Here is a 26,485-nt window from a genome sequence, read left to right on the forward strand (position 1 = left end):
TTCGCGGCGCCGCGCGCTGCGAACTGGTTTGAAAAAGAACGGCCTGGCACGCTTATGTGCGCCAGGCCGTTTTGTTTCATGCGACCCATCGTGTATCGTGACGGCACCTTCCTGTCCTTTCCGATTCCTCCATGGCTGCCATTTTTGAACGCAAGATTCTGACGCGCGATGCACTGGTGACGCTGCGTCCTTCGCTGAACGCGCCGGTGGTGTTTACCAACGGCGTGTTCGATATCCTGCATCGCGGGCATGTGACCTATCTCGCCGATGCGAAGGCTTTGGGCGCTTGCCTGATCGTCGGCGTGAATAGCGATGCGTCAGTGCGCATGCTCGGCAAAGGCGACGACCGGCCCATCAATAACGAGGCTGACCGTATGGCCTTGCTGGCGGCGCTGGAGAGTGTCGACTACGTGGTGTGCTTTGGCGAAAAGACGCCCGTCGAGTTGATTTCGGCGGTGCGGCCGGACGTGCTCGTGAAGGGCGGCGACTACGACATGGACGTGTTGCCCGAGTCGGCCATCGTGCGAAGCTGGGGCGGTAAGGCGTTGGCGATTCCCTTCGAGCACGACCGCTCCACTACCGCACTACTGAAGAAAGTTCGTACGCAGGGCTAAAAAGGCTAACCGCCGCGCGAGCGACGTATCAAGTTCGCGTCTCGTGTCGCCTCCCGCGGAACCAGCGCGCTCGCTGCGTGAGCGCCTGCGTTACTGCGATAGCGCGGACGCCGCGATCGGCGCCACCGGCGCCGGGCCGCCTACAACGGCCTGATCGGCGGCTTCGGACGCCGTGACCGGCTGCACCTTCAACCATTCCTGATGAACCTGGCGGTTCAAATGGTTGGGCTCGCGTCCGCCGGCTGTGGGCGTCGGGCCGAAAACGCCGCGCACCGCGACGAATGCCAGCATGTTGGCAAGAAACAATATGGCGATCAGCCAGCGCAGCATTGTTGGTTTTCCCCGTCCAGAAGTTGAGCCGCCGTTATCCCTATGGCCGCGATTCAGTTGCCGCGTTCCATGACGCGCTCGGCAGCAATCAGCGCAAGACCGGACAGCACGAGCGAATCGTGGCGAGTATGCGGCACTTTCAGCGCGCTCGCCACTTCGTCCACGGCGCCGCCGCTGACCACGAGTCGCACCGGCACGTGCCATTCATCCCGCAGATCGCGCCACATCCGCTCGATCAAGCCCGCTTGCGCCAGCGTGCAACCCGCGGATAGCGAGCGCGGCGTATCCGTCGCGAAGAACGGGCCGCGGCGCGCTGTATCGGGCATGCTGCCGTCGAGCAGACCGCGCGCCGCGTGGGCGTCGAGCGTCGGTAGTTGCGCCGTGTGCTCGCCCAGCGAGCGCATCATCAAGCTCCAGCCCGGCGCAATCAGGCCACCGACAAAGGCGCCGTCCGCACGCAATGCTTCGAGCGTCGTCGCCGTGCCGAACGTCGCAATCAGCAGATGTTCGCCGGGAAACGCCGCGTGCGCGCCGATCATGCCGGCCCAGCGGTCGCTGCCGAGCGCATGCGGCGTGGTGTAGCTGTTGGTCACGCCGCATTGCTGCGCGCAGGCGCGAATCGTCGTGAGCGGCAGTTGCGGCCAGCGGGCGTTGAGCAATGCGGCAATCCGCGCCGCGACGTTTTCGCCCGCGACATTCGACAACCATGCGCCACCGGGCATCGGCAAGTCCGACCAGTCCGGCTGATCCGCGCCGCCGTGCGTCAGGCCGCCGGCCGCGATCTGCGAACCATCCGCCTGCACCAGCGCCCACTTGATGCGGCTATTGCCCGCGTCGATCAACAACCAGGGCGCGCCGCTCGTCATGCGGCACCGTCGGCCAGACGCAGCGAGACGTCGCCGGTCGCGATGGTCTCGCGGCCGGTCGCCGTGTCGAGCAGCAACTGGCCGCGCTCGTCGACGCCCGCCGCCACGCCGCGCATCTGTTCTTCGCCCTGTTCCAGCAACACCACTTCGCGGCCTGCGTAGGCGTGCACCGCGTTCCAGCGCGCCTGGAACGGCGCGAAGCCTTCAGCGCCGAAGCGCTGCAAGGCCGGCTCGAGTGCGTTCAGTTCGGCGGCGAGCGTGTCGGTGAGGTTGGCGTTGGGCAGCGCGCGCTGCAGTGCGGTCGGCGCGGTGCCGCGCGCCTGCGGCGGCACGCCGGCATTCAGCGCGCCGACCTTGGCGGCCAGTTCATCCGCGCCCTTCACATTGGTGCCGATGCCGATCACCACCGCGCTGGCGTCGTCGGTGCTCCACGCGGTCTCGATCAGGATGCCGGCCAGCTTGTCGCCTTCGAGCAGGACGTCGTTCGGCCACTTCAGCGCGATCTGACCGGGGCCGGCGATCGGCAGCGAGCGCAGCCCGTCGACCAGCGCGACGCCCACCGCGAGACTCAGGCCCGCGAGCCCTTCGAGCGGACGCGGCAGCACGCAGGCCACCGAAAACAGCAGCGCATTGCCCGGCTCCGCATACCACGGACGGCCACGGCGGCCACGTCCGGCGGTCTGCAGATACGCGACCCGCACGATCGGCCGCGGCAGCGCGCCGGCCTTGCGCGGCAGCGCTTTGACGCGCGCCATCAGGTCGGCGTTGGTCGAGCCGGTTTCCTCGACGATTTCGATCGGCCAGTCGTGCGCGTGAGGGCCGAACAGGGCGACGGCGCGCTCGCGGTCGATGCGCCAGTCGCCTTGGGAGGGAGTCTTGAAGGTGTTCATGGTTCATATTGTAGCGACAGCGAAGCGCGTGAGCCCGCGTGCACGGTTCCCGCGCCGCGCCTTCGTTACAATGGCCGCTAATCCGATAACCAGATTCAACGATCCTTGAACTACGACACTCCGCCCGGCCTCGAAGTCGCGGCAGGCAGCCAAGGCAAGATCGTCCGGCTCTCGGGCCAGTGGACGGCGCTCGCGCTCGCGCGCGACAAGGCCACCGGGCACGTGATTCCTCTGTTGCGATCGCTGGTCGGCGCCGAAGGCATCGGTCAATGGGACCTGTCGCTTATCGACCGGATGGACCACGTCGGCGGCCAGGCGCTGTGGCGCGTGTGGGGTCACAAGATGCCCCCGGACACCACGCTCACCGACACGCAACGCGACATTTTCGAGCGCATCGCCTTGCTCGACACCGTGCGCGAAACTGCCGAGCCGGTGATCAAGTTCGATCCGTTCACGCGGCTGGGGCTCGCGATCTTCTCGTTCTTCGAGCATCTGTATGGCGGCGTGGCCATGCTGGGGCGCGTTGTGCTCGATCTGCTGGCGATCGCACGCAAACCGAAAATCACGCCGTGGACCGAGATCTCCGCGAACATCTATAACGCCGGCACCAAGGCCATGCCGATCACCGCGCTGGTCGCGTTCCTGATCGGCATCGTGCTCAGCTATCTGTCGGCGCAGCAACTGCGGCTGTTTGGCGCAAACCAGTACATCGTCAATATTCTTGGCCTTTCGGTGATCCGCGAACTCGGGCCCGTGCTCGCGGCGATTCTGGTGGCAGGCCGCTCGGGCTCGGCGATCACCGCGCAGATCGGCGTGATGCGCGTGACCGAGGAACTCGACGCCATGCGCGTGATGGGCATCCCGCACGGCCTGCGGCTGATCCTGCCGCGCGTGGTTGCGCTCGGCGTGGCAATGCCGCTGCTCGTCATGTGGACCAACATCATCGCGCTAACGGGCGGCGCGCTCGCCGCCAAGATCGCGCTCGGCATCGACATGAACTACTTTGCGCGGGCCTTGCCGAGCGTGGTGCCGGTCGCGAATCTGTGGATCGGTCTGGGCAAGGGCGTCGCGTTCGGCATGCTGATCGCGATCGTCGGCTGCCATTTCGGTTTCCGTATCAAGGCCAATTCGCAGAGTCTCGGCGAAGGCACGACGACCTCGGTGGTGACCTCGATTACCATCGTGATTCTCGCGGACGCCGTGTTCGCGATCCTCTTTCAGAACGTGGGGCTCGGATGATCGCGCCACTCACTCAGGCCGTGCGAGGCCAACCCGTACCCTCGATCGCCGAGCCGGTGATCGAAGTGATCGACGTGACCAAGCGCTACGGCCGCAACATCGTGCACCAGCATCTGAACCTGGACGTGCGGCGCGGCGAGATCGTGTCGATCGTCGGCGGCTCGGGTTCCGGCAAGACCACGCTGGTGCGGCAGATTCTCGGTCTCGAACGTCCTTCGTCCGGCACCATCAAGCTGTTCGGCGAGAATCTCGCGACCATTTCGCCGGAAACCGCGCTGCTGATGCGCAGCCGCTCCGGCATGCTGTTTCAGCGCGGCGCGCTGTTCTCGTCGCTGTCGGTGTTCGACAACATCGCGCAGCCGGTGCGCGAGCTCGGCAAGGTGCCCGAAGATCTGTTGCGCGACATCGTGATGCTCAAGCTCGAGATGGTCGGCCTGCCGTGCAAGCACGCGTCGAAAATGCCGTCGGCGTTGTCGGGCGGCATGATCAAACGTGTGGGCATTGCCCGGGCGATCGCGCTCGAGCCCGAGCTGCTGTTTCTCGACGAACCGACCGCCGGGCTCGATCCGCAGGCGTCCGATGAATTCGTCGAGCTGATTTCCGCGCTGCATCGCGCGCTCGGCCTGACGGTGGTGATGGTCACGCACGATCTCGACACGATGATTGCGCTGTCCACCCGCGTCGCCGTGCTGGCGGATCGCAAGGTGCTGGTCGCCGCGCCGGTCGAGGAGGCAGCGGGGGTCGATCATCCTTTCATCCGCGAATATTTCCTCGGCCTGCGCGGACGCCGCGCGTTGCAGGCGCTGCCGCCGGAGCGCCGCGCGAGGCTGCCGCGGGCGGCACTCGAGCCGGCATCGTCTGAATTGCCGCTGTGAACCAGGGAACCTGACAATGGAAAACAAATCACATGCCTTCTGGGCCGGGCTCTTCACGATCGTTTTGCTGGCGGCCATCGCGCTGGCGGCTTTTTTGTTCAACGTCGACCGTGCCGTGCGGGTGCCGTACGATCTGATTGCGCGTACCAACGTGACAGGCCTGTTTACCGACGCGGCGGTGCGTTATCGCGGCCTCGACGTCGGCAAGGTGCAGTCCATCAAATTCGATCCGGCTCATCCGGGGCAAATTCTGATCCGCATCCTCGTCGACACGCACGCGCCGATTACCCATTCGACGTTCGGCAGCCTGGGTTTCCAGGGCGTGACGGGCATTGCCTTCATCCAGCTGGATGACAATGGGCGCGACCCGTCGCCGCTGCCGTCGTCGGCCAAACAGGTGGCGCAGTTGCCGATGCGCCCCGGCTTGCTCGATCAACTGCAGCAACGCGGCGACGTGCTGCTGCGCAAACTCGAAAAAGTCGCGGAGGACGTCGACAATCTGCTGTCGCCGGAAATGGCCGCGCAGCTGCAAGGCACGGCTGCAAGCCTGCAGAAAGCCGCCGACGGCGTGGCCACGCTGACGCAGAAAATAACGCCCGCCGCCGGGATGCTGCCCGGGACGATCAACCAGCTGGATCGCACGCTGGCGTCGACCAATCAGCTGATCACCAGCCTGAACCGGCCGAACGGCCCGTTCGAGACCAACCTGAACAAGGTCGGCACGGCCGCGCAGCAGGCCGGCGACGCGCTGGTGTCAATCAACGGCGCCGTGCAGGAACTGTCGTCGCGAGTCGGCTACGACACCTTGCCGCGCGTCAACTCGCTCGCTGAAGACGTGCGCTCCGCGGCCCGCTCGGTGGACCGCGCCGCCGATACGTTCAGCACCAGCCCGCGCAGCGTGCTGTTCGGCGCGCCGGGTGCGGCGCCCGGCCCCGGTGAAGCAGGCTTCAAGTGGCCCGCCGCCCGCGCTGCAAAATGATTTTGAAGGTTTGAAGAAAGGAAGATTGTCATGTCACGCTCGATTCACCGATTCTTGTCCTCGAATGCCGCGCTCGCGGTGCTGCTCGCATTCGGCGTGCTCGCCGCGGGCTGCGCCGGTACGCCCGCAGCGCTCTCGGACATCCGCTACGACTTCGGGCCGCCGAGTCCGGCGGCGTCCGCAGGCACGTCACCGGCTGTGAAGGTGCTCGATGTGAGCGCGCCTGACGTGCTCGAGTCGGACAAGCTGATTTACCGCCTGAGCTACGCCGACGCGCAGCAGACGGCCGCGTACGCGAACAGCCACTGGACCATGACGCCTTCGCAGTTGCTGACCCAGCGTCTGCGTGGCGCGCTCAGTTCGCGCGGCACCGTGCTGACGGGCGCCGACGGCGTCGCCGCGCCGGTGCTGAAGGTCGATCTGAGCGAGTTCGAACAGGTCTTCGACAGCCAGTCCCACAGTCACGCCGCGGTCACCGCGCGCGCCACCCTCACGCAGAACGGCAAGGTACTCAGCCAGCGCACGTTCATCGCGCGCGCGCCGTCCAGTTCGGCCGACGCCGCCGGCGGCGCGCAGGCGCTCGCCACCGCCAGCGACGATCTGGTCGCGCAAATCGGCGCATGGCTCGGGGTGCAGGCGCTCGTCGCCGCGCAATGACCGGCATGCAGCGCACACACCGGAGCGCTGCGTGAGCGTAAAACCCTGGGCCCGCCGTCCGTCGGTGCTCACCCGGCAGGCGCTGGTGCTGTATACCGCGTTGATCGTCTACGGTTCGTGGTATCCGTTTACGGGCTGGCGTTCGCTCGGCCTCGGTCCGTTTGCCTACCTGTCCGATCCCATGCCGCAGTACCTGACGGCGTTCGACGTCGTCACCAACGTGCTCGGCTATATGCCGTTCGGCGCGCTCGTGGTGCTCGCGGTCTATCCGCGCTGGCGCGGTACGCTGGCGGTCGCGTTCGCCTTCGTGCTCGGCGGGCTGCTGTCCGGCGTGATGGAAGCCGTGCAAACCTATCTCCCGACGCGTGTGGCCTCCAACCTCGATCTCGCCGCGAATGCGCTCGGCGCGCTGCTCGGCGCGGCGATCATGTCGCCGGCAACGGGCGCGTTGCTCGATCGCGGCTTGCTGCGGCGCGTGCGGCTTCTGTGGTTCGAGCGCGATCGGGCCGCGCTCGCGTGTCTGGTCGTAGCGTGGCCGTTCGCGACGATGTACCCGGCGCCCCGTCTGTTCGGTCTCGGCAACTGGCCGCGCGCGCTCTGGTTGCGTTTCGATTCGACGACGCAAGATGCCTTGCTCGCGTGGACGCCGCCGGGCTGGCACGTCGGCACATGGCCGGCGCTCGTGGCCGCCTGGATGCCCGAGGACGTTTGGGAAGCCGTGCTCACCACGCTCAACCTGTTCGCCGCGCTCGCGCTGGCATCGTTGCCGGTGCGCCGCCATGCGCCGCGCGTGCGCCTGCTGCTCCTGTTTATCGTGGTGACCTTGTGCGTGAAGGCAGGCGCGACTTTTCTGCAGTCGCAGTCCGGTCTCGCGTTCGACTGGGCGACGCCCGGCGCGCTGGCGGGCCTTGTGTGCGGCACCGCCGCGGCGCTCTTCACGTTGCGTCTGCGGCGCCGATCGCGCGCGGCGCTGGCGGGCGCCGCGCTGACGGTCGCGCTGGTGTTCGTCAATCTGCTGCCGGTGAATCCGTATTTCGATGCCGTGCTGGCCGACTGGCGGCAGGGGCGTTATCTGCACTTCAACGGTCTGGCGCACTGGCTCGCATGGATCTGGCCGTATGCGGCGCTGGTGTGGCTGGCCTATGTCGTCGAGCAGGCGTGGCTCAAACGGCGCATGAAGCACACGTAAAGCGCGCACTCGGAGCGTGGGTCGAGCGTGGACAGCATCAGCGACCGCCAGCCCCGCTCGTTATAATCGTTCGCACAACAGGCGCGCCGCCGTGCAGCCAGCGCCGTTCCCCACATTGACAGTCTCGCCCCCGGACATCATGGACTCCTTCTACAAGTACCACGTCTTCTTCTGTCTCAATCAGCGCGACCCCGGCGCCGAGCGCCCGAGCTGCGCGAACTGCAATGCGCAGGAGATGCAGGAGTACGCGAAAAAACGCGTGAAGAAACTCGGTCTCGCAGGTCCGGGCCAGGTGCGCATCAACAAGGCTGGTTGCCTCGACCGCTGCGAACTCGGCCCGACGGTCGTCGTGTATCCGGAAGGCATCTGGTACACGTACGTCGACGAGAGCGACATTGACGAAATCGTCGACTCGCACCTCGCGAACGGCAAGATCGTCGAGCGTCTGAAAATCGATCAATAAGCCTCGCCATGAACGTACATACCAAGAAGTATCTGATCGACGGGCCGGTCGGCAAGATCGAGGTCGCGCTGGATCTGCCCGACGAGACGCGCGAGAACGGCGCCGCGCCGCGCGGCATCGCGCTGGTCGCGCATCCGCATCCGCTGTTCGGCGGCACGATGGACAACAAGGTCGCGCAGACGCTCGCACGCACGCTCGTGCAGTTGAACTACGTCACGTATCGCTCGAATTTTCGCGGCGTCGGCGAAACGCAAGGCGAGCATGACGCGGGCATCGGCGAGCGCGACGATCTGCGCGCCGTGCTCGATCACATGCGCGCCGAACCGGGTCAAAGCGATCTGCCCCTCGTGCTGGCGGGTTTTTCGTTCGGCACGTTCGTGCTGTCGCACGTGGCCGCGCGGTTGCGCGAAGAAGGTCAGGAGATCGAGCGAATGGTGCTGGTCGGCACCGCGGCGAGCCGCTGGGACGTCGCGCCCGTGCCGGAAAACACGCTCGTGATACACGGTGAAACCGACGAGACGGTTCCCATTCAATCCGTTTACGACTGGGCGCGGCCGCAGGAATTGCCGGTCGTCGTGATTCCGGGGGCGGAGCATTTTCTGCATCGCAAGCTGCACGTGCTGAAGCGGATCATCGTCGACGCGTGGCGGTAATCGGCAGGCGATGTGTGTTTTCCGGGGTACAGGTACGCAAAAACGCAAATTAATCGCCGACCTTGGAGCAAAGTAACCGGGAGAGCGCGCGTATAATGGCGACTCTTTTTTGGGCGCAGCGCCGCCCATCCGGCAGTTCGCGCGACGCGTAGCGTCTTTTCGCGCGCAGCGGTGCCGGATGCGGGCATGCTGCGCGAACCGATCGCGTGGCCGGAAGTCCAATGGGCGCCGTGCCGTTTTTACGGCCAGACGCTCGCCGACCGGCTCTCCCAAACTCTGCGCCCTGCGCGCGATGTATCTTTCTGCACGAATCGACCCTATGCGTTTTTCCATCTCCGGCCGCACGTCATTCCCTTCAGTTGCTTCCTTCGTTCCCTCTACGCTTAGCCGTGCCGTGACCCTCGGCGTCGTGCTGCCGGCCACGCTCGTCGCCAGCACCGCGTTCGCGCAAGTGCCGCCGCCGGGTGTGAATGCGCGCTCGTGGGTGCTCGTCGACGCCACTAGCAACCAGGTGCTTGCTTCGGGCAATCCCGACGAACGCGTGGAACCGGCGTCGTTGACCAAGCTGATGACGGCGTACCTCGTCTTCGAAGCACTGCAGACGAAGAAGATCAACATGGACCAGACTGTCATGCCGAGCGAAGCGGTGCGCCGCGTACGCACCGACGAATCGCGCATGTTCATCGAAGCGAACAAGCCGGTGACCGTGCACGATCTGGTGTACGGCATGATCGTCCAGTCGGGTAACGACGCGGCGATCGCGCTGGCCGAACTGGTCGGCGGCAGCGAGTCGCAGTTCGTCAACATGATGAACACGGAAGCGCAGCGCCTCGGCATGAAGAACACGCATTTCGCCGATGTGAACGGCATGCCCGATCCGCAGCACTACACCACCGCGGGCGACCTCGCGGTGCTGTCGGCGCGTCTGATTCGCGACTTCCCTGACTACTACAACATCTTCTCGGTCAAGGATTTCACCTACAACAAGATCAAGCAGCCGAACCGCAACCGCCTGCTGTGGATCGACCCGACGGTCGACGGTCTGAAGACCGGTCACACGCAAGGTGCCGGTTACTGCCTGATCGCGAGCGCGAAGCGTTCGCTGCCAGGCACGACCGACGCGTCGCGCCGTCTCGTTTCGGTCATGATGGGCGAGACCAAGGAACACGACCGCGTGCAGGACAGCCTGAAGATGCTGAACTACGGCTATAGCGCGTACGACACGGTGCGTCTGTACAAGGCGAATCAGGTGGTGGGCACGCCGCGCGTCTACAAGGGTGCGCAGGACACCGTGCAGATCGGCGTGAAGAGCGACCAGTACATCACGGTGCCGAAGGGCATGGGCGACAAGGTGAAGCCGCAGATCGAGCAGATCGATCCGCTGATCGCGCCGCTCGCGAACGGTCAGCAGGTCGGCACGGTGAAGCTGGTCGCCGACGGCAAGGTGCTGGCGCAGTTCCCGGTGGTGGCGTTGCAGGCTGTGCCGCAAGCCGGCGTGGTCGGCCGCGTGTGGGACTCGCTGATGCTCATGTTCAACAAGAAGAAGTAAGAGCCTGATTGCGATGACCGCTGTTTCCGATGTTTCGCCCGATCCGATTGTTTACCTGAACGGTGAGTTGGTGCCGTTGTCCGAAGCGCGCGTGCCGGTTCTCGACCGCGGCTTTATTTTCGGCGACGGTATTTACGAAGTCGCGCCGCTGTATGCGCAGCCCGCGCATGCTGGCGGCCGGACGCCGTTTCGATTCCAGCAGCATCTCGCGCGGCTCGCGCGCTCCGTCGACAAAATCGGCATCGTCAATCCGTTCGATGATGCCGGCTGGCGCGCGCTGATCGAGCGCGTGGTCGCGGCGAACGAGGCGGACGGCGCTCTGCGTGCCGATCAGGACGCGATTGCCTATATTCAGGTCACGCGTGGCGTTGCCAAACGCGCTCATGCGTTTCCGGCCGGCATTCAGCCGACCGTGTTCGTGATGGTCACGCCGTTGAATCTGCCGGACGCGGCGCAACGCGCGCAAGGCGTGCGTTGCGTGAGCGCGGAAGACCGTCGCTGGCTCAATTGCGACATCAAGTCGGTCTCGCTGCTCGGCAACGTGCTGATGGCGCAATATGCCGCTGAGAACGGTGCGTTCGAGACGATCCAGTTTCGCGACGGTATGTTGACCGAAGGGTCGTCGTCGAATGTGTGGATGGTGAAGGACGGCGTGTTGTCCGCGCCGCCGCGCAGCCACAAAATTCTCGAAGGGATTCGCTACAGTCTGATCGAGGAACTGACGGGCGAATGCGGCATCCGTTTCGAAGCGCGTGAGATCAACGAAGCCGAACTGCGCGCGGCTGACGAGATCATCGTCAGTTCGGCAACCAAGGAAGTGCTGCCGGTCACGCAACTCGACGGCCAGCCGGTGGGCGAGGGCAAGCCGGGTGCAGTCTTCGCGGCGCTGTACGCGGCCTATCAGCGCGCCAAGACCCAGGAAGCGCGCGAGGCGCAGCAAGGAGTAGAGAATGAGTCCCGTGAACGAGTCACTGTTTGAGTTTCCCTGCGATTTCCCGATCAAGATCATGGGCAAATCGCATCCCGAGTTCGCCGAGACGATCGTCACGGTGGTGCGGCAGTTCGACAACGGAGTCGACGCCTCGCGCATCGAAACGCGGCCGTCCAGCGGCGGCAACTATACGGGCCTGACGGTCACGGTGCGCGCCACGAGCCGTGAGCAACTCGACGATATCTATCGCGCGCTCACCGGCCATCCGATGGTCAAAGTGGTGCTCTAAAGCCACTCTCGTGTTACGGCGTGACGCGCAATGTGTCCACCGACAGATCGGCGCTTGCGGCGGGTCTCGACTCGCAAGCCCGGTCGAAAAGCTGCTTGAAGCGTCCCACCTCCTCGAACACCCAATCGCGAAATGCCCTGACCCGCGCGGTCTCGAGCATCTGCGGCGGGCAGATGAAGTAGTACTGCCACGGGCTCGGCCCATCCACATCGAATAGCCGCACGAGCCGGCCCGCCGCGATTTCGTGCATGGCCAGCGAGCGGCGCGTGAGCGCGACACCCTGGCCGTCGATCGCCGCCTGCAGCAGATTCGACGCATCCTGATACAGCACGCCGCGCTTCGGCTCGGGCCAGTCGGTGAGGCCGGCGGCGTCGAACCAGGGGCGCCACAGTTCGTCGTCGGAACGCAGCAGCGGGACCTTGGCCAGATCGGCCGGCGTTTGCGGCAGCTTGCCGCCGTTGAAATCCGGCGCGCAGGCGGGAAAGAAAATCTCCTCCAGCAGCAACTCCGAATGCAGACCCGAATATTTGCCGAAGCCGAAACGGATTGCCACGTCGACGTCGTCGCGCGCAAAGTCCGTGAGCGCGTTGGTGGACAGCAGTTCGAGGTCCCACTGCGGATGCGCCTCGATAAAGCTGCCGACGCGCGGCGTCACCCAGCGCGCCGCAAACGACGTCAGCATGGACACCACGAGCCGCCGCTCGCGGTCGCCGGCGCGGATTTCGCGGGTGGCGTCGGCGAGCGCCATGAGCGCCGAGCGCACGTGTGTGGCGTAGCGCCGGCCGGTCTCGGTGAGCCGCACGCGCTTGCCGTCGCGCGCGAACAGCGAGACGCCCAGTTCGGCCTCGAGCGCGCGAATCTGGTGGCTGACGGCGCCGTGGGTGACGAAGAGTTCGTCGGCGGCGCGCGAAAAGCTTTCGTGCCGGGCGGCCGCTTCGAATGCCTTGATCGCGTTCAGTGCCGGTAATTGCCTAAGGTCCATGGCAATATTTCTCACATAGAGGTGAAAATAGATCGTTTTGCGTAAACCCTTGCTACGCCTAGGATTGTAGTCACGAAACGATTTTTGGCGAGGGCATCATGCGAGAAATTTCCTCTAGCATCGCGTTTGAAATCCGTAGTGGCGAAACAGTTCCCCTGAAGGTGGCGCGCAGCACCAAGCTGGTCGTTCGTGGCGGTGCAGTGTGGGTCACGCGCAGCGACGATACGGAAGACTACTGGCTGCAACCTGGCCATACGCTGAGACTGCGGCGCGGCGAACGGCTGTGGCTGAGCGCCGAGGGTAACGGGCAGGCGAGAGTGGCGTTTTCCGTGCCGACGCGCTGTGACGAGCGTGCGCTGAACTGGTTTGCGCGCATCGGCGAACGGTTGGCGGCGCGTATGCGGGGCGGCTGGCGTACGGTTTGATGCAAGGACGCGGTGCGCCGGTTCGGCCAAACCGGCGCGTCGTACAGCTGATATTGGCTGCGAACCGGCCACGTCGCAGCGGTTTGACACTCCTGATGTGGCCGCCTCCGGCGGGAACTCCCAGATTTCGGTAAACTGCCGGGATCATGTGCGCCACCCCGGTTTCCCCGACTCCCTTGCCGTCCACGGCGCCGCTCACGCTGCGCTGGCGTGGCAGCGAACCCTACGAAGCCAGTTTCGAAGCCATGCGCGCGTTCACCGACGGGCGCACGGCCGACACCCCCGACGAAATCTGGCTGGTCGAACACCCACCCGTCTTCACGCTAGGCCAGGCGGGCGATCCCGCGCATCTGCTGGCCGCCGACAGCGGCATTCCTTTGGTGAAAGTCGACCGGGGTGGGCAGATCACTTATCACGGGCCCGGCCAGGTGGTCGCCTACCTGCTGCTCGATTTGCGCCGCCGCAAGTTGATGGTGCGCGAGCTGGTCACGCGGATCGAGCAGGCCGTGATCGACACCCTTGCGGCGTATAATCTCGCCGGAGAACGCAAGGCGGGCGCCCCCGGTATCTACGTGGCGCCCGGGCTGCACGCCGGCGCCAAGATTGCGGCGCTGGGTTTGAAGATCCGCAACGGCTGCAGCTATCACGGCGTGAGCCTGAATGTGAACATGGATTTGCGGCCGTTTCTGGCCATCAATCCATGTGGCTATGCGGGGCTCGAAACAGTCGATATGGCAACGCTTGGCGTGGCCGCCGGCTGGGGCGAAGTGGCCCGTACCTTTGCAGAACGCCTCACCGCAAACCTCGACGGCAGTCCCGCGGCCGTCGCCCAACCACAGGCCGGTGCACTCACCGCCTGACTGGACCGAACGAATGACTGACGTTACCGCGAACCTCGCAGCTTCCTCCACACCTGACGCCGTGCCGGCTTCGGCCGCTGCCTACGACGCCACCGCGAAGCAGAAGGCGCAAGCCAAGACCGCCCGTATTCCGATCAAGATTGTCCCGATCGAAAAGCTGAAGAAACCCGACTGGATCCGCGTCAAAGCGGCAACCGGCAATTCGCGCTTCTACGAAATCAAGCAGATTCTGCGCGAGCACAATCTTCATACGGTGTGTGAAGAAGCGAGTTGCCCGAACATTGGCGAATGCTTCGGCAAGGGCACGGCGACCTTCATGATCATGGGCGACAAGTGCACGCGCCGCTGCCCGTTCTGCGACGTCGGCCACGGCCGCCCGGATCCGCTCGATGTGGACGAACCGGGTAATCTCGCGCGTACCATCGCCGCGCTGAAGCTGAAGTACGTGGTGATCACCAGCGTCGACCGCGACGATTTGCGTGACGGCGGTGCCGCCCACTTCGTGGAATGTATCCGCCAGACGCGCGAGCTATCGCCGGAGACGCGCATCGAAATTCTGACGCCGGACTTCCGCGGCCGTCTGGATCGCGCGCTCGGCATTCTGAATGCCGCTCCGCCCGATGTGATGAATCACAACCTGGAAACGGTGCCGCGTCTGTACAAGGAAGCGCGCCCGGGATCGGACTATGCGCATTCGCTGAAGCTGCTGAAGGACTTCAAGGCGCTGCACCCTGACGTCGCCACCAAGTCCGGTCTGATGGTCGGCCTTGGCGAGACTGAAGAAGAGATTCTGCAAGTGATGCGCGACCTGCGTGAACACAACGTGGACATGCTGACGATCGGCCAGTATCTGCAACCGTCTGAACACCATCTGCCGGTGCGCTCGTACGTCCATCCGGACACGTTCAAGATGTACGAGGAAGAAGCGTACAAGATGGGTTTCACGCACGCAGCCGTGGGCGCGATGGTTCGTTCAAGCTATCACGCCGATTTGCAGGCGCATGGAGCCGGCGTGGTCTGAGTGCCTTAGCTAGCTGTCAGTTTGAGAAAAGCCTGCGCGTGTTGCAGGCTTTTTTCTTTTGGGCGGTCGGATTTTGATTACCGACACTGCGCATCTTCGCGCTTCTCTGCGAAGAGTTACCGGTAGTACCGTGCGAGCAGCATGCAGATCGAGGCGATCGTGCTACCGATGATTGAAAAGGGGATGGCTAGTTCGATCAGGCGATAGCGCAGTTCGCGATTCTCCATGATGTAGTCGATCAGATTGGGCATGTTGAGTTCTCCCTGTTGGACGTGCAGAAAAGTATAGCTCAGACAATAGCCAATTAGTTAGTTTAACGAATAATGAGACAGCGCGAATGAGGCGGCTACCGCTGCGGTCATGATGGCTGATGTCCACATCAATCTTAGTTCGGGTGCCTCGCCATCGGGATGGTAGGCAGGGTGCGGCGTCGAGTCAGCCGCGCCGAACGTTACGAGGACGGACGCCACGACGAGAAACAGAACATGCCAGAGCAATCCTGCCAACATGAAAGCCAGCGTGCTATTTGTCGATGCATCGCCCAACGCGCTCCCGATCTCGTAGCACGCGCTCGCGCACATCGAAATGACAACCCAGAGAAGTTGTCCGTTCTGCACGGAGCGTATCGCGACACCCTTCGACGACTCCCGATAGAAGCGCGAGAAGCTCAACAGAGGCAGCAGCGCAAAGGGCGCGCACACGGGCACGCCGACGTTGAAAAGCAACCAGCTAGGGCGCCCAATAAAGTCGATCATAGGAATGCGAAGTTTTGACAACACAAAGATGATCCCGCCGTCGTCAATTGCAGGTCAATCTGCCGAACGGCCAGCTTGCGCACAGGCCCCGCGATCCGCCATCATTCGCTGCAACCGCCCGACTGCCCGCAACAGCAGTCGCCGCTAACCAACCGAACGTGAAAAGCAATGCTCGAACAGCGTGATTAGCAATCGCGGATTAATTAGAACCAGCCGCGAACAAACTGCCTATAGTCGAAGGCCTCCCGCACAACACCTGCTCAAGGGGCTTCCCGATGAATCGCTTCCTCCGTCCGCTTGCCGCGTTCGCCGCGCTGCTCGCACTGTCCGCGCCGTTTGCTTCCGTGGCGCACGCCGACACCAAAGAAGTCGTGATCGCATATCAGGACATGGTGGTGCCCTGGCGTTACGCGCAGGCCACCGGCGAAGTGGAGAAGGCCACCGGCTACAAGGTCACCTACCGCAAACTCGGCAGCGGTGCCGACGTTATCCGCGCGCTGGCCTCCGGCTCGGTGCAACTCGGTGAAGCCGGCTCGAGTCCGATCGCCGCTGGGCTATCGCAAGGCGTGGATATTTCGCTGTTCTGGATTCTCGACAATATCAACGACGCCGAAGCACTGGTCGCCCGCGACGGCTCCAATGTAACGAGCGTCGCCGGTCTCAAAGGCAAGAAGATCGGGGTGCCGTTCGTGTCGACGTCGCACTTTCATACGCTGGTCGCGCTACAGAGCGCCGGCGTGAATCCGTCCGACGTCAAGATCGTCAACCTGCGCCCGCCTGAAGTCGCGGCGGCGTGGGAGCGCGGCGACATCGACGCGACGTATATCTGGGACCCCGTGCTGGCCAAGGTCAAGAAGAACGGCAAGGTGCTTATCACCTCGGGGCAGGTCGCGCAGCAGACCGGCAAGGCAACCTTTGACGGCTTCGTCGTCGATCGCAAGTTCGCCAGTCAGAACGCCGAGTTCGTCGCGCGCTTCGTGAAGGTGCTGGCCGCGACCGATGCGAATTACCGCGACCACACGTCCGCGTGGACGGCGGCGTCGCCACAGGTCGAAGCAGTCGCCAAGGAGTCCGGCGCCAACGCGCAGGAAGTGCCGGCGAGCCTCGCGTTGTACGCGTTCCCGACGCCGGCCCAGCAGGCTTCGAATGCATGGCTTGGCGGCGGCGCGCAATCGGGCGCGGCGAAGTCGCTGGCCGCCACCGCGGCGTTTCTGAAGACTCAAGGGACGATTCAGAACGTGCTGGCCGACTATTCGACTGGCGTCGATCCGCAGTTCGTGCAGCGCGCGGCGCACTGATCGTCGCGCGCTGTCTCTTATCGACATCATGAGGTCCGGCGATGAGCGGTCTTGAAATTCGGCAACTTCACGTCGCCTACGAAGGCGCGCGCGGTGCGGCGCCGCATGTCGCGCTGGCCGATGTCGATCTGCGGATCGAACCCGGCGAGTTCGTGGTCGCGCTGGGCGCGTCGGGCTGCGGCAAGACGACCTTGCTCAACTGCATTGCCGGCTTCATCCCGCCGACGGAAGGCGAGGTGCGGCTGAACGGCGAGCCCGTGCTCGGGCCGGGCGCGGACCGCGGCGTCGTGTTCCAGAAGTACGCGTTGATGCCGTGGCTCGACGTGCTCGACAACGTCGCGCTCGGTTTGCGCTTTCAGCGCGTGCCGAAGGCTGAGCGCGAGCGCATTGCGCTCGAGATGCTGAAGCTCGTCGGACTCGAGAAGCATGCGCGCTCGCGGGTCTATGCGTTGTCGGGCGGCATGCAGCAGCGCGTGGGTATCGCCCGCGCACTCGCAAGCGATCCGCAAGTGCTGCTGATGGACGAACCGATGGGCGCGCTCGACGCCATGACGCGCGAGTCGATGCAGGAACTCGTACTCGACGTCTGGGGCCGCACGCGCAAGACGGTGTTCTTCATCACGCATAGCGTCGAGGAAGCGCTCTTTCTCGCGACCCGTCTCGTCGTCATGACACCGGGGCCGGGCCGCATCGCCGATAGCTACGACTTGCCGTTCGCGCGGCGTTTTCTACAGACACGTGATGCGCGCGCGGTGAAGTCGTCGGCGGATTTCATCGAATGGCGCGAGCGGCTGGTGCATCGGCTGCATGAGCGCAATCAGGAAGAGGTGGCGTCGTGACGGCTTCGCGTGAATCATTGCGCAACGTGCCGCTCGCCCAGACCGGCAAGCGGCCGCGGCAAACCGCGCGGCCCGTGCGCGGCTGGCGTTTGCCGGGCGAAGGTCCGACCGCGGCGCTCAGCACGTTCTCAGTTGCGACGCTCGCTGCGATGTGGTGGCTAGCCACGCATTTGCATTGGCTGCCGCCGCTATTTCTGCCGACACCCGAAGCGGTATGGACCGCATTTCTCGACGCGTGGCACGGCCGCATCCAAGGCGGCTTGCCGCTCTCCGAGCATCTCGCATGGAGCGCGTTGCGTGTGTTCGGCGCGTTTGCGCTGGCCGCGATCACGGCCGTGCCGGTCGGCATTCTGATGGGAGTGAGCCGGGTCGCGCGCGGCCTTCTCGATCCGCCGCTCGAGTTCTATCGACCGCTGCCGCCGCTCGCGTATCTGCCGCTCGTGGTGATCTGGTTCGGCATCGACGAAACGGCGAAGATCGTCGTGATCTATCTGGCCTGCTTCGCACCGATTGCCATGGCCGCGCGCGCTGGTGTGCGCAGCGCGACCATCGAGCAGATTCATGCGGCCTATTCGCTCGGCGGCCGCTTCTCGCAGATCGTGCGTCACGTGGTTTTACCGGCGGCGTTGCCGGAGATTCTGACCGGCCTGCGCATCGCGATCGGCTTCGGCTGGACCACACTGGTCGCCGCCGAAATGGTTGCGGCCACGGCAGGCCTGGGTCAGATGGTGCTCAACGCGTCGAGCTTTTTACGTACCGACGTGGTGGTGATGGGCATCGTGCTGATCGGATTGATCGCGTGGCTGTTCGATCTGGGCATGCGTGCGCTGGAACGGCGGCTCGTGCCGTGGAAAGGGCGCGTATAACGCAGCGCTTGCCGCTCAGTTTGAGCCGCAAGCTCAGCTTCAGGCAAACAGTTCAATCACCGGCCAGCCGCGTTCCGTGGCGACGGCACGCAAGCGCTTATCAGGATTGGTCGCGACCGGATTCGTAACGCGCTCCAGCAAGGGGACGTCGTTGATTGAATCGCTATAGAACCAGCTCTGCGGGAAATCCTGCAGACGATGCCCGAGCGAGGCCAGCCAGCTCTCGGTGCGCGTGATCTTGCCTTCGCGGAAGGTCGGTGTGCCGGCAGCCATTCCCGTAAAGCGCGCCGACGGATCGCCGCCTTCGGTGCCAAGCTCGATTCCCAGCAGATGCTCGAAGCCGAGCGCCTTGCCGATCGGCTCCGTGATGAACACGTTGGTGGCGGTGACGATGCAGCACAGGTCGCCCGCATCTAAATGGCGTTGCACGAGCGCACGCGCTGCCGGCAGGATGGCCGGCGCAATCACCTGCTGCATGAACTGCGCATGCCACGTGTCGAGTTGCTCGCGCGAGTGGCGGGCAAGCGGCGCCAGCGTGTAGTTCAGGTAAGCCGCCATGTCGAGCGTGCCGGCCACATACTGCTGGTAGTAATCGTCGATTTCCTGCGCGTGCCGCGCGGCGCCTTCTACACCCAATCCGGCAATGAAGTGAGCCCACGCCTGATCGCTATCCAGCGGCAGCAACGTGTGATCCAGGTCGAACAGCGCAAGGTTGCGGCTCATTCAGAGTCCTCGTGATTAAGTGGTCGAGTGATTGAACTCACCGCATGACTGACCATGAGCCGGCACACAGCCATCCACAGCTTGACACGAGCCTATATTTAAAAGCACAAAATTACAATAAGGCAAAAATGTGCAACACTACTGTCATATACGCCCCGGGTGCCGGTTCGCGCGGCATGCGGTTCGGGTCATGGCAGCAGGAACGGATGCGCAGTGCCTTATGTTGATTCTCCTAAACCTTCTGGCGGGTGTGGCGCTCCTCGTGTGGGGCTCGCACATTGTGCGCACCGGCATCCTGCGGGTTCTCGGCGCCGATCTGCGCAGCGTGCTGGGGCGCAGCACCAGTAGCCGCTGGCGGGCTTTCCTCTCGGGTGTCGGCGTCACGAGTCTCGTGCAGAGCAGTAATGCCACCGCGGTAATCGTCACGTCATTCGCGGCGCAAGGACTGTTGCCACTCACCAGTGGTCTCGCGATCATGCTCGGCGCCGACGTCGGCACCGCGTTGATGGCGCGGATCCTCACACTCGATCTGTCCTGGTTGTCGCCGATCCTGATTCTGCTCGGCGTGCCGCTATTCCTGTCGCGCAAGCAAACCCGCCTCGGTCAGGCCGGCCGCACGTTGATCGGTCTCGGTTTGATTCTGCTGGCGCTGCGTCTGATTGTCGAAGCCGCCCAGCCGATGATGCAAGGCGCCGGCGTGCGCGTGATGTTCGGTGCATTGACCGGCGACACCATGCTCGACGCACTGGTCGGCGCCGCGTTCGCCATGCTGTCCTATTCGAGCCTCGCCGCCGTCCTGTTGACCGCGACGCTCGCTTCGTCCGGCGTGATTTCGCTGAAGGTCGCGCTGTGCCTCGTGATCGGCGCGAATCTCGGCAGCGGCTTGCTCGCGCTCCTCGGCACCGTCGCGCAAAATGCGGCCGCGCGGCGCCTCGCGTTGGGCAGCTTTGCGTTCAAGCTGGCCGGCGCGCTGCTGATCCTGCCGTTCACTTCGCTGCTCGCGCGCGGTCTGCCGGTGCTGATCGCAAATCCGCGTGAAGCCACGGTTGGCTTCCATCTGATCTACAACACGCTGCGTTGCTGCGCGTGCCTGTCGCTGATCGACCCGGTGGCGCGTATCTGCGTGCGCGTGTTGCCGAACCGGCCGGTGCCGGGCGGTGAACTGCGGCCGCTCCATCTGGATGCCACCGCGCTGTCCACGCCGACGCTCGCGCTCGCGCATGCCTCACGCGAGGTGCTGCGGATCGGCGACATCGTGCGCACCATGCTCGACAATGTAGCGGACCTGATCCATCACAACAATCTGGACAAGGCGCGCGAAACGGTACGAATGGACGACGACGTGGACGAGCTCTACGCCGCCGTCAAAACCTATCTGACGCTGATCTCGCGCGAGCAGCTCGACGAAGCCGACAGCCGCCGCTGGACCGACATCATTTCATTGACCATCAACCTGGAGCATGCGGGCGACATCATCGAACGGATCGTGCGCGACATCGAGGAAAAGAAGATTGCTCATCGCCTGTCGTTTTCGGAGGAAGGGCTCGGTGAACTGGACGATTTGCAGACACGGCTCGTCAGCAATTTGCAGCTTGGCCTGTCGGTGTTTCTGAACAACGATTTGCGTTGCGCCGAGCGCCTGCTCGCGGAGAAGGAGCGCTTTCGCGATCTGGAGCGCGCGTATTCATACCGTCATCTGGACCGGCTCACCGGACAGACTTTGCGAAGCATCGAAACCAGTGCGCTGCATCTCGATCTGATCAGCGATATGAAGCGGCTCAATTCACTGTTCTGCGCGACCGCCTATCCGGTACTCGACGCAGCCGGCGCATTGCACGACACCCGCTTGCGCAAGCGTTCGCTCGACACGATGCATGTGAAGGAATAGACCTCGCGTCTCCTGACCTAAGACCCAAGCCCTAAGCAAGCACGATCTCTTCGAGCTTCTTTTTCAGCGATGCAAAATCGGCGGCCTCGGCCGCCTTTTTGTTGGTGACCAGCACGTCGATCCGATCGACCGGGCAGTACGAAATACGGCTGCGCTGGCCGATCTTGCTGTAGTCGGCGAGGATCACCACGCGGTCCGCATTGGCGACCATGGCGCGCGCCACCTCGGTTTCGGCGTGATCGTAGTTGGTCGCGCCATGCCGGTGATCGATGCCGACCGGCGACAGCAGCGCGAGGTCCGCGCGATAGCGCTGGATGTCGAGCACGGTGGTGGCGCCGGTGGTCGCCATGGCGCGGTCGCTGATCGAGCCGCCGAGCAGGATGACTTCGTTGGCGGCTTCGGTTTGATCGACCGCGCCGCGCATCTTCAATGCGACATCGATCGAATTGGTGACGACGGTGAGGTTCGCGAGTTTCGCCAGCTCTTCGGCTAGCGCGGCGGTGGTGGTGCCGGCGTCGATGAACAGCGTCTGGCCGCTCGCGATCAAACCAGTGGCTGCTTTCGCAATCGCCGTTTTGGATTTGACGCGCATGTGGGCGCGCTCGGCAATCGGCGCTTCGTCGGCGGGCTTGATCGCGCCGCCGTGCACGCGCCGCAGTTCACCGAGCGCTTCGAGATCGAGCAGGTCGCGCCGCACGGTTTCGCGTGACACCCCGAGATCCGCCATGATCCGTTCCGTGGACACACGTTGTAGCGTGGACAGCAACGCGCGAATTCTTTGATGCCGGTCTTCCTGCCACATGCATTTTTTCCCTGGATGCGTACGCGCGTTGATTCAGCTTGTATTTAACTGTGACATCGTGGTCACGAATGTGTGTCCGGACGATGTCAAGCCTACTACTTTAGACGAATTGTGTTGTATTTTTTTGGCAGCTTGCAAGTTTGTGTATTTCAACTTAGCCTTCGCAGATCGAAGCGCCGACTCTATTTCGAACATCAAATGTTCGAAAAGGAATTGAAATGTCCGGTTCCGAGCATTTCGCGGCGTTTTTGGCAATTTGATTGACCCATGTCGTCGCCATAATGGATCTTGGGGTTTGCCGTCGGGCCGATAGGCCGGTGATGTTTCGCGCTGTGGGATGACGGCACGCTTCGTCATCCTGACAATGACATTGCAGCGTGCGGCCCGGTGAAAGCATGGAGCGTACGCCCGGGTATCGCCGCGCTTGCCTTAGCGCGATACTACGCACGGGCTCGCGCGTGGAGACAGCATGAGGCAGCGCATGCCTCATGATGGCCGAGGCGGCGGTGACGGCCGGGAACGTGTCGAGAGCATAGTCAACCCGCTCTATCTGAAAGGTAACGAGACGTGGGAAACGGGATTAATCGCACCTTATCCGCAGACTGGCCTTATCCGCGACTAGCCGCCCATCGCTGCGGCGGCACGCTGGCGCCGGAAAACACGCTGGCCGGTTTCGACGCCTGCGTGCGCTATGGCTATCGCATGGTCGAATTCGACGCCAAGCTATCCGCCGACAACCAGCTCTTCCTGCTGCACGACGACACACTCGAGCGCACCACCAACGGCCATGGTGCCGCCGCCGAACACACATGGCAGCAACTGGTAACGCTCGACGCCGGCGCATGGTACGGACCGCAATTCGCCGGCACGCGTTTGCCGACGCTCGCCGAGGCGGCCGAGCGCTGCGCACGCGACGGCATTGCCGCCAACATCGAAATCAAGCCGTGCCCGGGCCGCGACGAGATCACCGGCACACTGGTGGCAAGCGGCGCGCTGACCTTGTGGCAAGGACAAAAGACGCCGCCGTTGCTGTCGTCGTTTTCGTTCGAGGCGCTCGCCGCGGCGCGCGACGCGGCGCCGTCGGTGCAACGCGGCATGCTGTTCGACGAAGTGCCTGACGACTGGCTGCGCATCGTGCGTGAACTGGACTGCGTGTCCTTTCACGCGAACCAACGCTATCTCACGGAGCGGCTGGTCGCGGAGATTCACTGCGCCGGCCTGCGCGTGCTCGCCTACACGGTCAACGACACGGCGCGCGCACAGCTGCTCGCGCAATGGGGCGTCGACATGATTTGTACAGATCGCATCGATACACTGCAACACGACATGTTCTCGGCGCCGTCCGACCCGGCCTGAACATGGTGCGGGCGCGCAAGTGCAGGAGTGCACGGACGCGCCCCGAAGCTCGAACTAGAAATTTTCCAAACGTAGCAATTTCGGCAGAGGATGGGGAACGACTATGAACCGCACCGCGTTAGCTCGCATACTTTCGATGTCGGCCGTTGCGGGCGTCACCGCCGCCGGCGTCAGCAGCAGTGCTTCGGCCGCGCCGCTCGACGCATTGATCGCCGCAGCCAAGCAGGAAGGCCAACTCACCGTGATCGCGCTGCCGCACGACTGGTGCAACTACGGTGAACTGGTCGCCGGCTTTCAGAAGAAGTACGGCATCAAGATCAACGAACTGAATCCGGACGCGGGTTCGGGCGACGAAATCGAAGCCATCAAGGCGAACAAGGGCAACAAGGGTCCGCAGGCCCCCGACGTGATCGACGTGGGCCTGTCGTTCGGTCCGTCGGCGAAGGCTGAAGGACTGCTGCAGCCATACAAGGTCGCCACGTGGAACTCGATTCCGAAAGAGTCGAAGGATGCCGACGGCTATTGGTATGGCGATTACTATGGTGTGCTCGCGTTCGAAGTCAACGCCGACATGATCGACAAGGCGCCGTCCGACTGGAGCGACCTGCTCAAGCCGGACTACAAGAACGCCGTCTCGCTGGCCGGCGACCCGCGCTCGGCCAACCAGGCGATCCAGGCCGTGTACGCCGCCGGTCTGTCGCAAAGCAAGGGCGATGTCAGCAAGGCCGGACAGGCCGGCCTCACGTATTTCGCCAACCTGAACAAGAGCGGCAACTTCGTGCCGGTGATCGGCAAGGCCGCATCGCTCGCGCAAGGCACCACGCCGATCGTCGTGCGTTGGGACTACAACGCGCTGGCCGACCGCGACACGCTGAAGGGCAACCCGAAGGTGGAAGTGGTGGTGCCGAAAACAGGCGTGGTCGCCGGTGTGTACGTTCAGGCGATCAGCGCCTACGCGCCGCATCCGAACGCAGCCAAGCTGTGGATGGAATACCTGTACTCCGACGAAGGCCAGATCGGCTGGCTGAAGGGCTATTGCCATCCGATGCGCTACAACGAACTGGTGACCGGCAAGAAAGTGCCGCAAGCGCTGCTCGACAAGCTGCCGCCGCCGTCGGCTTACAAGAACGTGGTGTTCCCGACGCTCTCGCAACAGGACGCGTACAAGGACACCATCACGAAGCACTGGGACGAAGCGGTCGGCGCGAACGTCAAGTAAGCGGCGTAGCGACAGTCGCCGCGGCAGCGGAACACGCCCGCCGCGGCGCCGAAATAACCGTAGCGTGAAGTTTTACCGCCCCGGCGCGCCGCCGCTTGTGATGAGCGTAGCGCGCCCGGTGCGTTTGCCAGATTGCCCAAGGGTGAGCTATGAGCGCTTCATCGGATGCTGGATCAGTGCAGCCGGAATTGCTGGTTCCGCCTGTGCCCACCCCAACGCCTCGCGTCGACGGTCCGGGCCGTGCGTCGCAGTTACTCGCCTGGATCGGTGTGGTGCCGTTCTTTACGTTCGCGCTGCTGTTCCTGATTCTGCCGACCGGGTTCCTGATGGTGGGCGCATTCCAGGATTCGCAAGGCCACTTCACGCTCACCAATTTCCGCGACCTGCTCCAGCCGACCGTGATGGACGCGTACTGGATCAGCTTCAAGGTGAGCGCCGCCTCCTCGATCGGCGGCGCGGTGATCGGCTCGCTGCTCGCATGGGCGGCGGTGCAAGGCAAACTGCCCGGCTGGATTCGTCCGACCTTGATGACGTTTTCGGGCGTCGCGTCGAACTTTGCCGGCGTGCCGCTCGCGTTCGCTTTCATCTGCACTTTGGGGCGCGTCGGACTCGTCACGGTGTTGTTGAAGAAATACCTCGGCTTCAATCTGTACTCGACCGGTTTCAGCATCCTGAGCTTTTCCGGTCTGACGCTGACCTATCTGTATTTCCAGATTCCCCTGATGGTGCTGATCGTCACGCCCGCGCTCGACGGCCTGAAGCGCGAATGGCGCGAGGCCTGCGATTGTCTGGGCGGCTCCGCTTATCAATACTGGCGCTACGTTGCGTTGCCGGTGCTGTGGCCGAGCGTGCTCGGCGCAGCGTTGCTGCTGTTCGCCAATTCGTTCGGCGCGGTCGCCACGGCCTACGCGCTGACCGGCAGTTCGCTGAACATCGTCACGATCTTGCTGTACGCGCAGATTCGCGGCGACGTGATGCACAACCAGAATCTCGGCTATGCGCTCGCGCTCGGCATGGTGCTCGTCACCGGCCTCTCGAATGGCGGCTACATCTGGCTGCGCTCGCGCGCTGAAAGGGGGCGTCGATGAAAAGCCAATCGCGTGTGGGCGCGTGGACCGCGATGATCGTCGGTTCGCTGTACTTTCTGATTCCGTTGATCGCGACGTTCGAGTTCAGCCTGCGCATGAAGCGCGGCACCTATAGCTTCGAAGCGTACAGCGTCGTGCTCGGCGATCCGCGCTTTCAGGCCTCGTTCGGCTACTCGATTCTGATGGCGCTGCTGACGATCGTGGTCGGCGTGCTGCTGGTGGTGCCGACCGCTTACTGGGTGCAGTTGCGTTTGCCGAAGCTGCGGCCGGTGGTTGAATTCATCACGCTGTTGCCGCTGGTGGTGCCGGCCATCGTGATCGTGTTCGGCTATCTGCGCATCTATAACAGCAGTTCGATCTTGCCGCTCACCGGCAACGAGCGCGCCACCGACCTGCTGCTGGTGTTCGGCTACGTGACGCTTTCGCTGCCGTATATGTACCGCGCCGTGGATGCCGGCCTGCGCGCGGTAGACGTGCGCTCGCTCACCGAAGCGGCCGAGTGTCTCGGCGCGAACTGGCCGACGATTCTCTTCAAGGTCATCTTCCCGAACATCCGCTCGGGCATTCTGTCCGGCGCGTTTCTCACCTTTGCGGTGGTGATCGGCGAGTTCACGCTGGCGAGTCTGCTCGACCGTCCCGCGTTCGGTCCGTATCTGCAATTGATCGGCGCAAACCGCGCGTACGAGCCGTCGGCGCTCGCGATCATCGCGTTCGTGATCACGTGGGCGTCGATGGGTTTGATTCAGGTATTCGGCTCGGCCCGCGCAATGAGCGGCCAGAAAGTGTGACCAAAGATTTGACCAATGAGTTTGATCCAATGAGTTTGACGGACTGAGGCA

Annotated in this window: 30 protein-coding genes; 22 read left to right on the plus strand and 8 right to left on the minus strand. The window is 63.8% G+C overall.

Translation table 11 applies throughout. The annotated features are described in order from the left end of the window. Positions 1-131: 131 nt before the first annotated feature. Positions 132-614 (plus strand): D-glycero-beta-D-manno-heptose 1-phosphate adenylyltransferase, encoded by a 483-nt coding sequence (rfaE2, locus tag PQR32_RS21765; protein WP_012431554.1) that lies wholly within the window; start codon positions 132-134, stop codon positions 612-614. A gap of 90 nt (positions 615-704) precedes the next feature. Here rfaE2 and PQR32_RS21770 read toward each other — a convergent pair whose 3' ends face one another. Genes PQR32_RS21770 through PQR32_RS21780 form a run of 3 tightly spaced genes read right to left on the minus strand, consistent with a single transcriptional unit; the run spans position 705 to position 2,700 of the window. After that, entirely contained in the window at positions 705-944 is a 240-nt protein-coding gene (locus tag PQR32_RS21770; protein WP_408231482.1) for a hypothetical protein, read from the minus strand. A 53-nt stretch (positions 945-997) separates the two neighbouring features. After that, positions 998-1,810, minus strand: a complete 813-nt coding sequence (locus tag PQR32_RS21775; protein ID WP_408231485.1) for a type III pantothenate kinase — start codon at positions 1,808-1,810, stop codon at positions 998-1,000. After that, entirely contained in the window at positions 1,807-2,700 is an 894-nt protein-coding gene (locus tag PQR32_RS21780; protein WP_408231488.1) for a biotin--[acetyl-CoA-carboxylase] ligase, read from the minus strand. The genes PQR32_RS21775 and PQR32_RS21780 overlap by 4 nt, the downstream gene beginning before the upstream one ends. A 105-nt stretch (positions 2,701-2,805) precedes the next feature. Here PQR32_RS21780 and PQR32_RS21785 point away from each other — a divergent pair, with 105 nt between their 5' ends. The 10 genes from PQR32_RS21785 to PQR32_RS21830 all read left to right on the plus strand — a co-directional run bounded on the left by PQR32_RS21785 (position 2,806) and on the right by PQR32_RS21830 (position 11,524). Further along, positions 2,806-3,939, plus strand: coding sequence for an MlaE family ABC transporter permease (locus PQR32_RS21785; RefSeq protein WP_408231490.1), 1,134 nt, complete (start codon positions 2,806-2,808; stop codon positions 3,937-3,939). Next, positions 3,936-4,814, plus strand: a complete 879-nt coding sequence (locus tag PQR32_RS21790; protein WP_106282272.1) for an ABC transporter ATP-binding protein — start codon at positions 3,936-3,938, stop codon at positions 4,812-4,814. The genes PQR32_RS21785 and PQR32_RS21790 overlap by 4 nt, the downstream gene beginning before the upstream one ends. Before the next feature lie 16 nt (positions 4,815-4,830). After that, the gene (locus PQR32_RS21795; protein WP_408231493.1) at positions 4,831-5,793 is read left to right on the plus strand and encodes an MlaD family protein; all 963 of its coding nucleotides are present in this window, start codon (positions 4,831-4,833) and stop codon (positions 5,791-5,793) included. A gap of 30 nt (positions 5,794-5,823) precedes the next feature. Further along, positions 5,824-6,450, plus strand: a complete 627-nt coding sequence (locus PQR32_RS21800; RefSeq protein ID WP_408231495.1) for an ABC-type transport auxiliary lipoprotein family protein — start codon at positions 5,824-5,826, stop codon at positions 6,448-6,450. Between the two features lie 31 nt (positions 6,451-6,481). Beyond that, positions 6,482-7,639, plus strand: a complete 1,158-nt coding sequence (locus PQR32_RS21805; RefSeq protein ID WP_408231498.1) for a VanZ family protein — start codon at positions 6,482-6,484, stop codon at positions 7,637-7,639. 139 nt (positions 7,640-7,778) lie between these two features. Continuing rightward, on the plus strand, positions 7,779-8,102 hold the full coding sequence (locus tag PQR32_RS21810) for a (2Fe-2S) ferredoxin domain-containing protein (RefSeq protein ID WP_168792385.1): 324 nt from the start codon (positions 7,779-7,781) through the stop codon (positions 8,100-8,102). A gap of 8 nt (positions 8,103-8,110) precedes the next feature. Then, on the plus strand, positions 8,111-8,755 hold the full coding sequence (locus PQR32_RS21815; RefSeq protein WP_408231501.1) for an alpha/beta hydrolase: 645 nt from the start codon (positions 8,111-8,113) through the stop codon (positions 8,753-8,755). Positions 8,756-9,074: 319 nt separating this feature from the next. Further along, positions 9,075-10,304: a D-alanyl-D-alanine carboxypeptidase family protein gene (locus tag PQR32_RS21820; protein WP_408231504.1), complete on the plus strand. Its 1,230-nt coding sequence runs from the start codon at positions 9,075-9,077 to the stop codon at positions 10,302-10,304. Positions 10,305-10,317: 13 nt separating this feature from the next. Next, positions 10,318-11,283 (plus strand): D-amino acid aminotransferase, encoded by a 966-nt coding sequence (locus PQR32_RS21825; RefSeq protein WP_408231507.1) that lies wholly within the window; start codon positions 10,318-10,320, stop codon positions 11,281-11,283. Next, positions 11,255-11,524, plus strand: coding sequence for a DUF493 family protein (locus PQR32_RS21830; RefSeq protein WP_408231510.1), 270 nt, complete (start codon positions 11,255-11,257; stop codon positions 11,522-11,524). Before PQR32_RS21825 ends, PQR32_RS21830 begins: the two co-directional genes overlap by 29 nt. A 13-nt stretch (positions 11,525-11,537) precedes the next feature. Here the strand turns inward: PQR32_RS21830 and PQR32_RS21835 are convergent, their stop codons facing one another. Then, positions 11,538-12,506, minus strand: coding sequence for a transcriptional regulator GcvA (locus PQR32_RS21835; RefSeq protein ID WP_408231513.1), 969 nt, complete (start codon positions 12,504-12,506; stop codon positions 11,538-11,540). A 98-nt stretch (positions 12,507-12,604) separates the two neighbouring features. Here PQR32_RS21835 and PQR32_RS21840 point away from each other — a divergent pair, with 98 nt between their 5' ends. From PQR32_RS21840 to lipA, 3 genes are all read left to right on the plus strand, one after another. Then, positions 12,605-12,931, plus strand: a complete 327-nt coding sequence (locus PQR32_RS21840) for a DUF2917 domain-containing protein (RefSeq protein ID WP_132376228.1) — start codon at positions 12,605-12,607, stop codon at positions 12,929-12,931. A 146-nt stretch (positions 12,932-13,077) separates the two neighbouring features. After that, positions 13,078-13,791, plus strand: coding sequence for a lipoyl(octanoyl) transferase LipB (lipB, locus tag PQR32_RS21845; protein WP_408231516.1), 714 nt, complete (start codon positions 13,078-13,080; stop codon positions 13,789-13,791). Between the two features lie 13 nt (positions 13,792-13,804). Beyond that, a complete protein-coding gene (gene lipA, locus PQR32_RS21850; protein WP_408231519.1) occupies positions 13,805-14,812 on the plus strand; it encodes a lipoyl synthase in 1,008 nt (335 codons plus the stop codon). A 116-nt stretch (positions 14,813-14,928) separates the two neighbouring features. Here lipA and PQR32_RS21855 read toward each other — a convergent pair whose 3' ends face one another. Both PQR32_RS21855 and PQR32_RS21860 read right to left on the minus strand, forming a co-directional pair. Then, positions 14,929-15,063: a hypothetical protein gene (locus PQR32_RS21855; protein WP_408231522.1), complete on the minus strand. Its 135-nt coding sequence runs from the start codon at positions 15,061-15,063 to the stop codon at positions 14,929-14,931. 57 nt (positions 15,064-15,120) lie between these two features. Continuing rightward, complete coding sequence (locus PQR32_RS21860; RefSeq protein WP_408231525.1) at positions 15,121-15,567, minus strand: hypothetical protein; 447 nt, start codon at positions 15,565-15,567, stop codon at positions 15,121-15,123. Between the two features lie 275 nt (positions 15,568-15,842). Here PQR32_RS21860 and tauA point away from each other — a divergent pair, with 275 nt between their 5' ends. Genes tauA through PQR32_RS21875 form a run of 3 tightly spaced genes read left to right on the plus strand, consistent with a single transcriptional unit; the run spans position 15,843 to position 18,570 of the window. After that, positions 15,843-16,865 (plus strand): taurine ABC transporter substrate-binding protein, encoded by a 1,023-nt coding sequence (gene tauA, locus PQR32_RS21865; RefSeq protein ID WP_408231528.1) that lies wholly within the window; start codon positions 15,843-15,845, stop codon positions 16,863-16,865. 41 nt (positions 16,866-16,906) lie between these two features. Next, positions 16,907-17,704, plus strand: coding sequence for a taurine ABC transporter ATP-binding protein (locus PQR32_RS21870; protein WP_408231531.1), 798 nt, complete (start codon positions 16,907-16,909; stop codon positions 17,702-17,704). 17 nt (positions 17,705-17,721) lie between these two features. After that, positions 17,722-18,570: an ABC transporter permease subunit gene (locus PQR32_RS21875; protein ID WP_408231827.1), complete on the plus strand. Its 849-nt coding sequence runs from the start codon at positions 17,722-17,724 to the stop codon at positions 18,568-18,570. A gap of 39 nt (positions 18,571-18,609) precedes the next feature. Here the strand turns inward: PQR32_RS21875 and PQR32_RS21880 are convergent, their stop codons facing one another. Further along, positions 18,610-19,293, minus strand: coding sequence for a histidinol-phosphatase (locus tag PQR32_RS21880; protein WP_408231534.1), 684 nt, complete (start codon positions 19,291-19,293; stop codon positions 18,610-18,612). 220 nt (positions 19,294-19,513) lie between these two features. Here PQR32_RS21880 and PQR32_RS21885 point away from each other — a divergent pair, with 220 nt between their 5' ends. Next, positions 19,514-21,181, plus strand: a complete 1,668-nt coding sequence (locus PQR32_RS21885; protein WP_408231537.1) for a Na/Pi cotransporter family protein — start codon at positions 19,514-19,516, stop codon at positions 21,179-21,181. Between the two features lie 31 nt (positions 21,182-21,212). Here PQR32_RS21885 and PQR32_RS21890 read toward each other — a convergent pair whose 3' ends face one another. Further along, complete coding sequence (locus PQR32_RS21890; RefSeq protein WP_168792400.1) at positions 21,213-21,983, minus strand: DeoR/GlpR family DNA-binding transcription regulator; 771 nt, start codon at positions 21,981-21,983, stop codon at positions 21,213-21,215. A gap of 567 nt (positions 21,984-22,550) precedes the next feature. On the opposite strand from PQR32_RS21890, the gene ugpQ reads away from it, so the two are divergent. From ugpQ to PQR32_RS21910, 4 genes are all read left to right on the plus strand, one after another. Then, on the plus strand, positions 22,551-23,339 hold the full coding sequence (gene ugpQ / locus PQR32_RS21895; protein WP_408231540.1) for a glycerophosphodiester phosphodiesterase: 789 nt from the start codon (positions 22,551-22,553) through the stop codon (positions 23,337-23,339). A gap of 103 nt (positions 23,340-23,442) precedes the next feature. After that, positions 23,443-24,558, plus strand: a complete 1,116-nt coding sequence (locus tag PQR32_RS21900; RefSeq protein WP_408231543.1) for an ABC transporter substrate-binding protein — start codon at positions 23,443-23,445, stop codon at positions 24,556-24,558. 149 nt (positions 24,559-24,707) lie between these two features. Then, positions 24,708-25,646 (plus strand): ABC transporter permease, encoded by a 939-nt coding sequence (locus PQR32_RS21905; protein ID WP_408231546.1) that lies wholly within the window; start codon positions 24,708-24,710, stop codon positions 25,644-25,646. Then, positions 25,643-26,434 (plus strand): ABC transporter permease, encoded by a 792-nt coding sequence (locus tag PQR32_RS21910; protein WP_091796880.1) that lies wholly within the window; start codon positions 25,643-25,645, stop codon positions 26,432-26,434. Before PQR32_RS21905 ends, PQR32_RS21910 begins: the two co-directional genes overlap by 4 nt. The last annotated feature ends 51 nt before the right edge of the window (positions 26,435-26,485 follow it).

It is taken from the genome of Paraburkholderia dipogonis (assembly GCF_046027395.1).
GTDB lineage: Bacteria > Pseudomonadota > Gammaproteobacteria > Burkholderiales > Burkholderiaceae > Paraburkholderia > Paraburkholderia dipogonis_A.

What these genes read in the sequence shown, in the direction of transcription:
- rfaE2 (WP_012431554.1), top strand. Translation starts at nt 132, where the DNA reads ATGGCTGCCATTTTTGAACGCAAGATTCTGACGCGCGATGCACTGGTG.
- PQR32_RS21770 (WP_408231482.1), bottom strand. Translation starts at nt 944, where the DNA reads ATGCTGCGCTGGCTGATCGCCATATTGTTTCTTGCCAACATGCTGGCA.
- PQR32_RS21775 (WP_408231485.1), bottom strand. Translation starts at nt 1,810, where the DNA reads ATGACGAGCGGCGCGCCCTGGTTGTTGATCGACGCGGGCAATAGCCGC.
- PQR32_RS21780 (WP_408231488.1), bottom strand. Translation starts at nt 2,700, where the DNA reads ATGAACACCTTCAAGACTCCCTCCCAAGGCGACTGGCGCATCGACCGC.
- PQR32_RS21790 (WP_106282272.1), top strand. Translation starts at nt 3,936, where the DNA reads ATGATCGCGCCACTCACTCAGGCCGTGCGAGGCCAACCCGTACCCTCG.
- PQR32_RS21795 (WP_408231493.1), top strand. Translation starts at nt 4,831, where the DNA reads ATGGAAAACAAATCACATGCCTTCTGGGCCGGGCTCTTCACGATCGTT.
- PQR32_RS21800 (WP_408231495.1), top strand. Translation starts at nt 5,824, where the DNA reads ATGTCACGCTCGATTCACCGATTCTTGTCCTCGAATGCCGCGCTCGCG.
- PQR32_RS21810 (WP_168792385.1), top strand. Translation starts at nt 7,779, where the DNA reads ATGGACTCCTTCTACAAGTACCACGTCTTCTTCTGTCTCAATCAGCGC.
- PQR32_RS21815 (WP_408231501.1), top strand. Translation starts at nt 8,111, where the DNA reads ATGAACGTACATACCAAGAAGTATCTGATCGACGGGCCGGTCGGCAAG.
- PQR32_RS21820 (WP_408231504.1), top strand. Translation starts at nt 9,075, where the DNA reads ATGCGTTTTTCCATCTCCGGCCGCACGTCATTCCCTTCAGTTGCTTCC.
- PQR32_RS21825 (WP_408231507.1), top strand. Translation starts at nt 10,318, where the DNA reads ATGACCGCTGTTTCCGATGTTTCGCCCGATCCGATTGTTTACCTGAAC.
- PQR32_RS21830 (WP_408231510.1), top strand. Translation starts at nt 11,255, where the DNA reads ATGAGTCCCGTGAACGAGTCACTGTTTGAGTTTCCCTGCGATTTCCCG.
- PQR32_RS21835 (WP_408231513.1), bottom strand. Translation starts at nt 12,506, where the DNA reads ATGGACCTTAGGCAATTACCGGCACTGAACGCGATCAAGGCATTCGAA.
- PQR32_RS21840 (WP_132376228.1), top strand. Translation starts at nt 12,605, where the DNA reads ATGCGAGAAATTTCCTCTAGCATCGCGTTTGAAATCCGTAGTGGCGAA.
- lipB (WP_408231516.1), top strand. Translation starts at nt 13,078, where the DNA reads ATGTGCGCCACCCCGGTTTCCCCGACTCCCTTGCCGTCCACGGCGCCG.
- lipA (WP_408231519.1), top strand. Translation starts at nt 13,805, where the DNA reads ATGACTGACGTTACCGCGAACCTCGCAGCTTCCTCCACACCTGACGCC.
- PQR32_RS21855 (WP_408231522.1), bottom strand. Translation starts at nt 15,063, where the DNA reads ATGCCCAATCTGATCGACTACATCATGGAGAATCGCGAACTGCGCTAT.
- PQR32_RS21860 (WP_408231525.1), bottom strand. Translation starts at nt 15,567, where the DNA reads ATGATCGACTTTATTGGGCGCCCTAGCTGGTTGCTTTTCAACGTCGGC.
- tauA (WP_408231528.1), top strand. Translation starts at nt 15,843, where the DNA reads ATGAATCGCTTCCTCCGTCCGCTTGCCGCGTTCGCCGCGCTGCTCGCA.
- PQR32_RS21870 (WP_408231531.1), top strand. Translation starts at nt 16,907, where the DNA reads ATGAGCGGTCTTGAAATTCGGCAACTTCACGTCGCCTACGAAGGCGCG.
- PQR32_RS21880 (WP_408231534.1), bottom strand. Translation starts at nt 19,293, where the DNA reads ATGAGCCGCAACCTTGCGCTGTTCGACCTGGATCACACGTTGCTGCCG.
- PQR32_RS21885 (WP_408231537.1), top strand. Translation starts at nt 19,514, where the DNA reads ATGTTGATTCTCCTAAACCTTCTGGCGGGTGTGGCGCTCCTCGTGTGG.
- PQR32_RS21890 (WP_168792400.1), bottom strand. Translation starts at nt 21,983, where the DNA reads ATGTGGCAGGAAGACCGGCATCAAAGAATTCGCGCGTTGCTGTCCACG.
- PQR32_RS21900 (WP_408231543.1), top strand. Translation starts at nt 23,443, where the DNA reads ATGAACCGCACCGCGTTAGCTCGCATACTTTCGATGTCGGCCGTTGCG.
- PQR32_RS21905 (WP_408231546.1), top strand. Translation starts at nt 24,708, where the DNA reads ATGAGCGCTTCATCGGATGCTGGATCAGTGCAGCCGGAATTGCTGGTT.
- PQR32_RS21910 (WP_091796880.1), top strand. Translation starts at nt 25,643, where the DNA reads ATGAAAAGCCAATCGCGTGTGGGCGCGTGGACCGCGATGATCGTCGGT.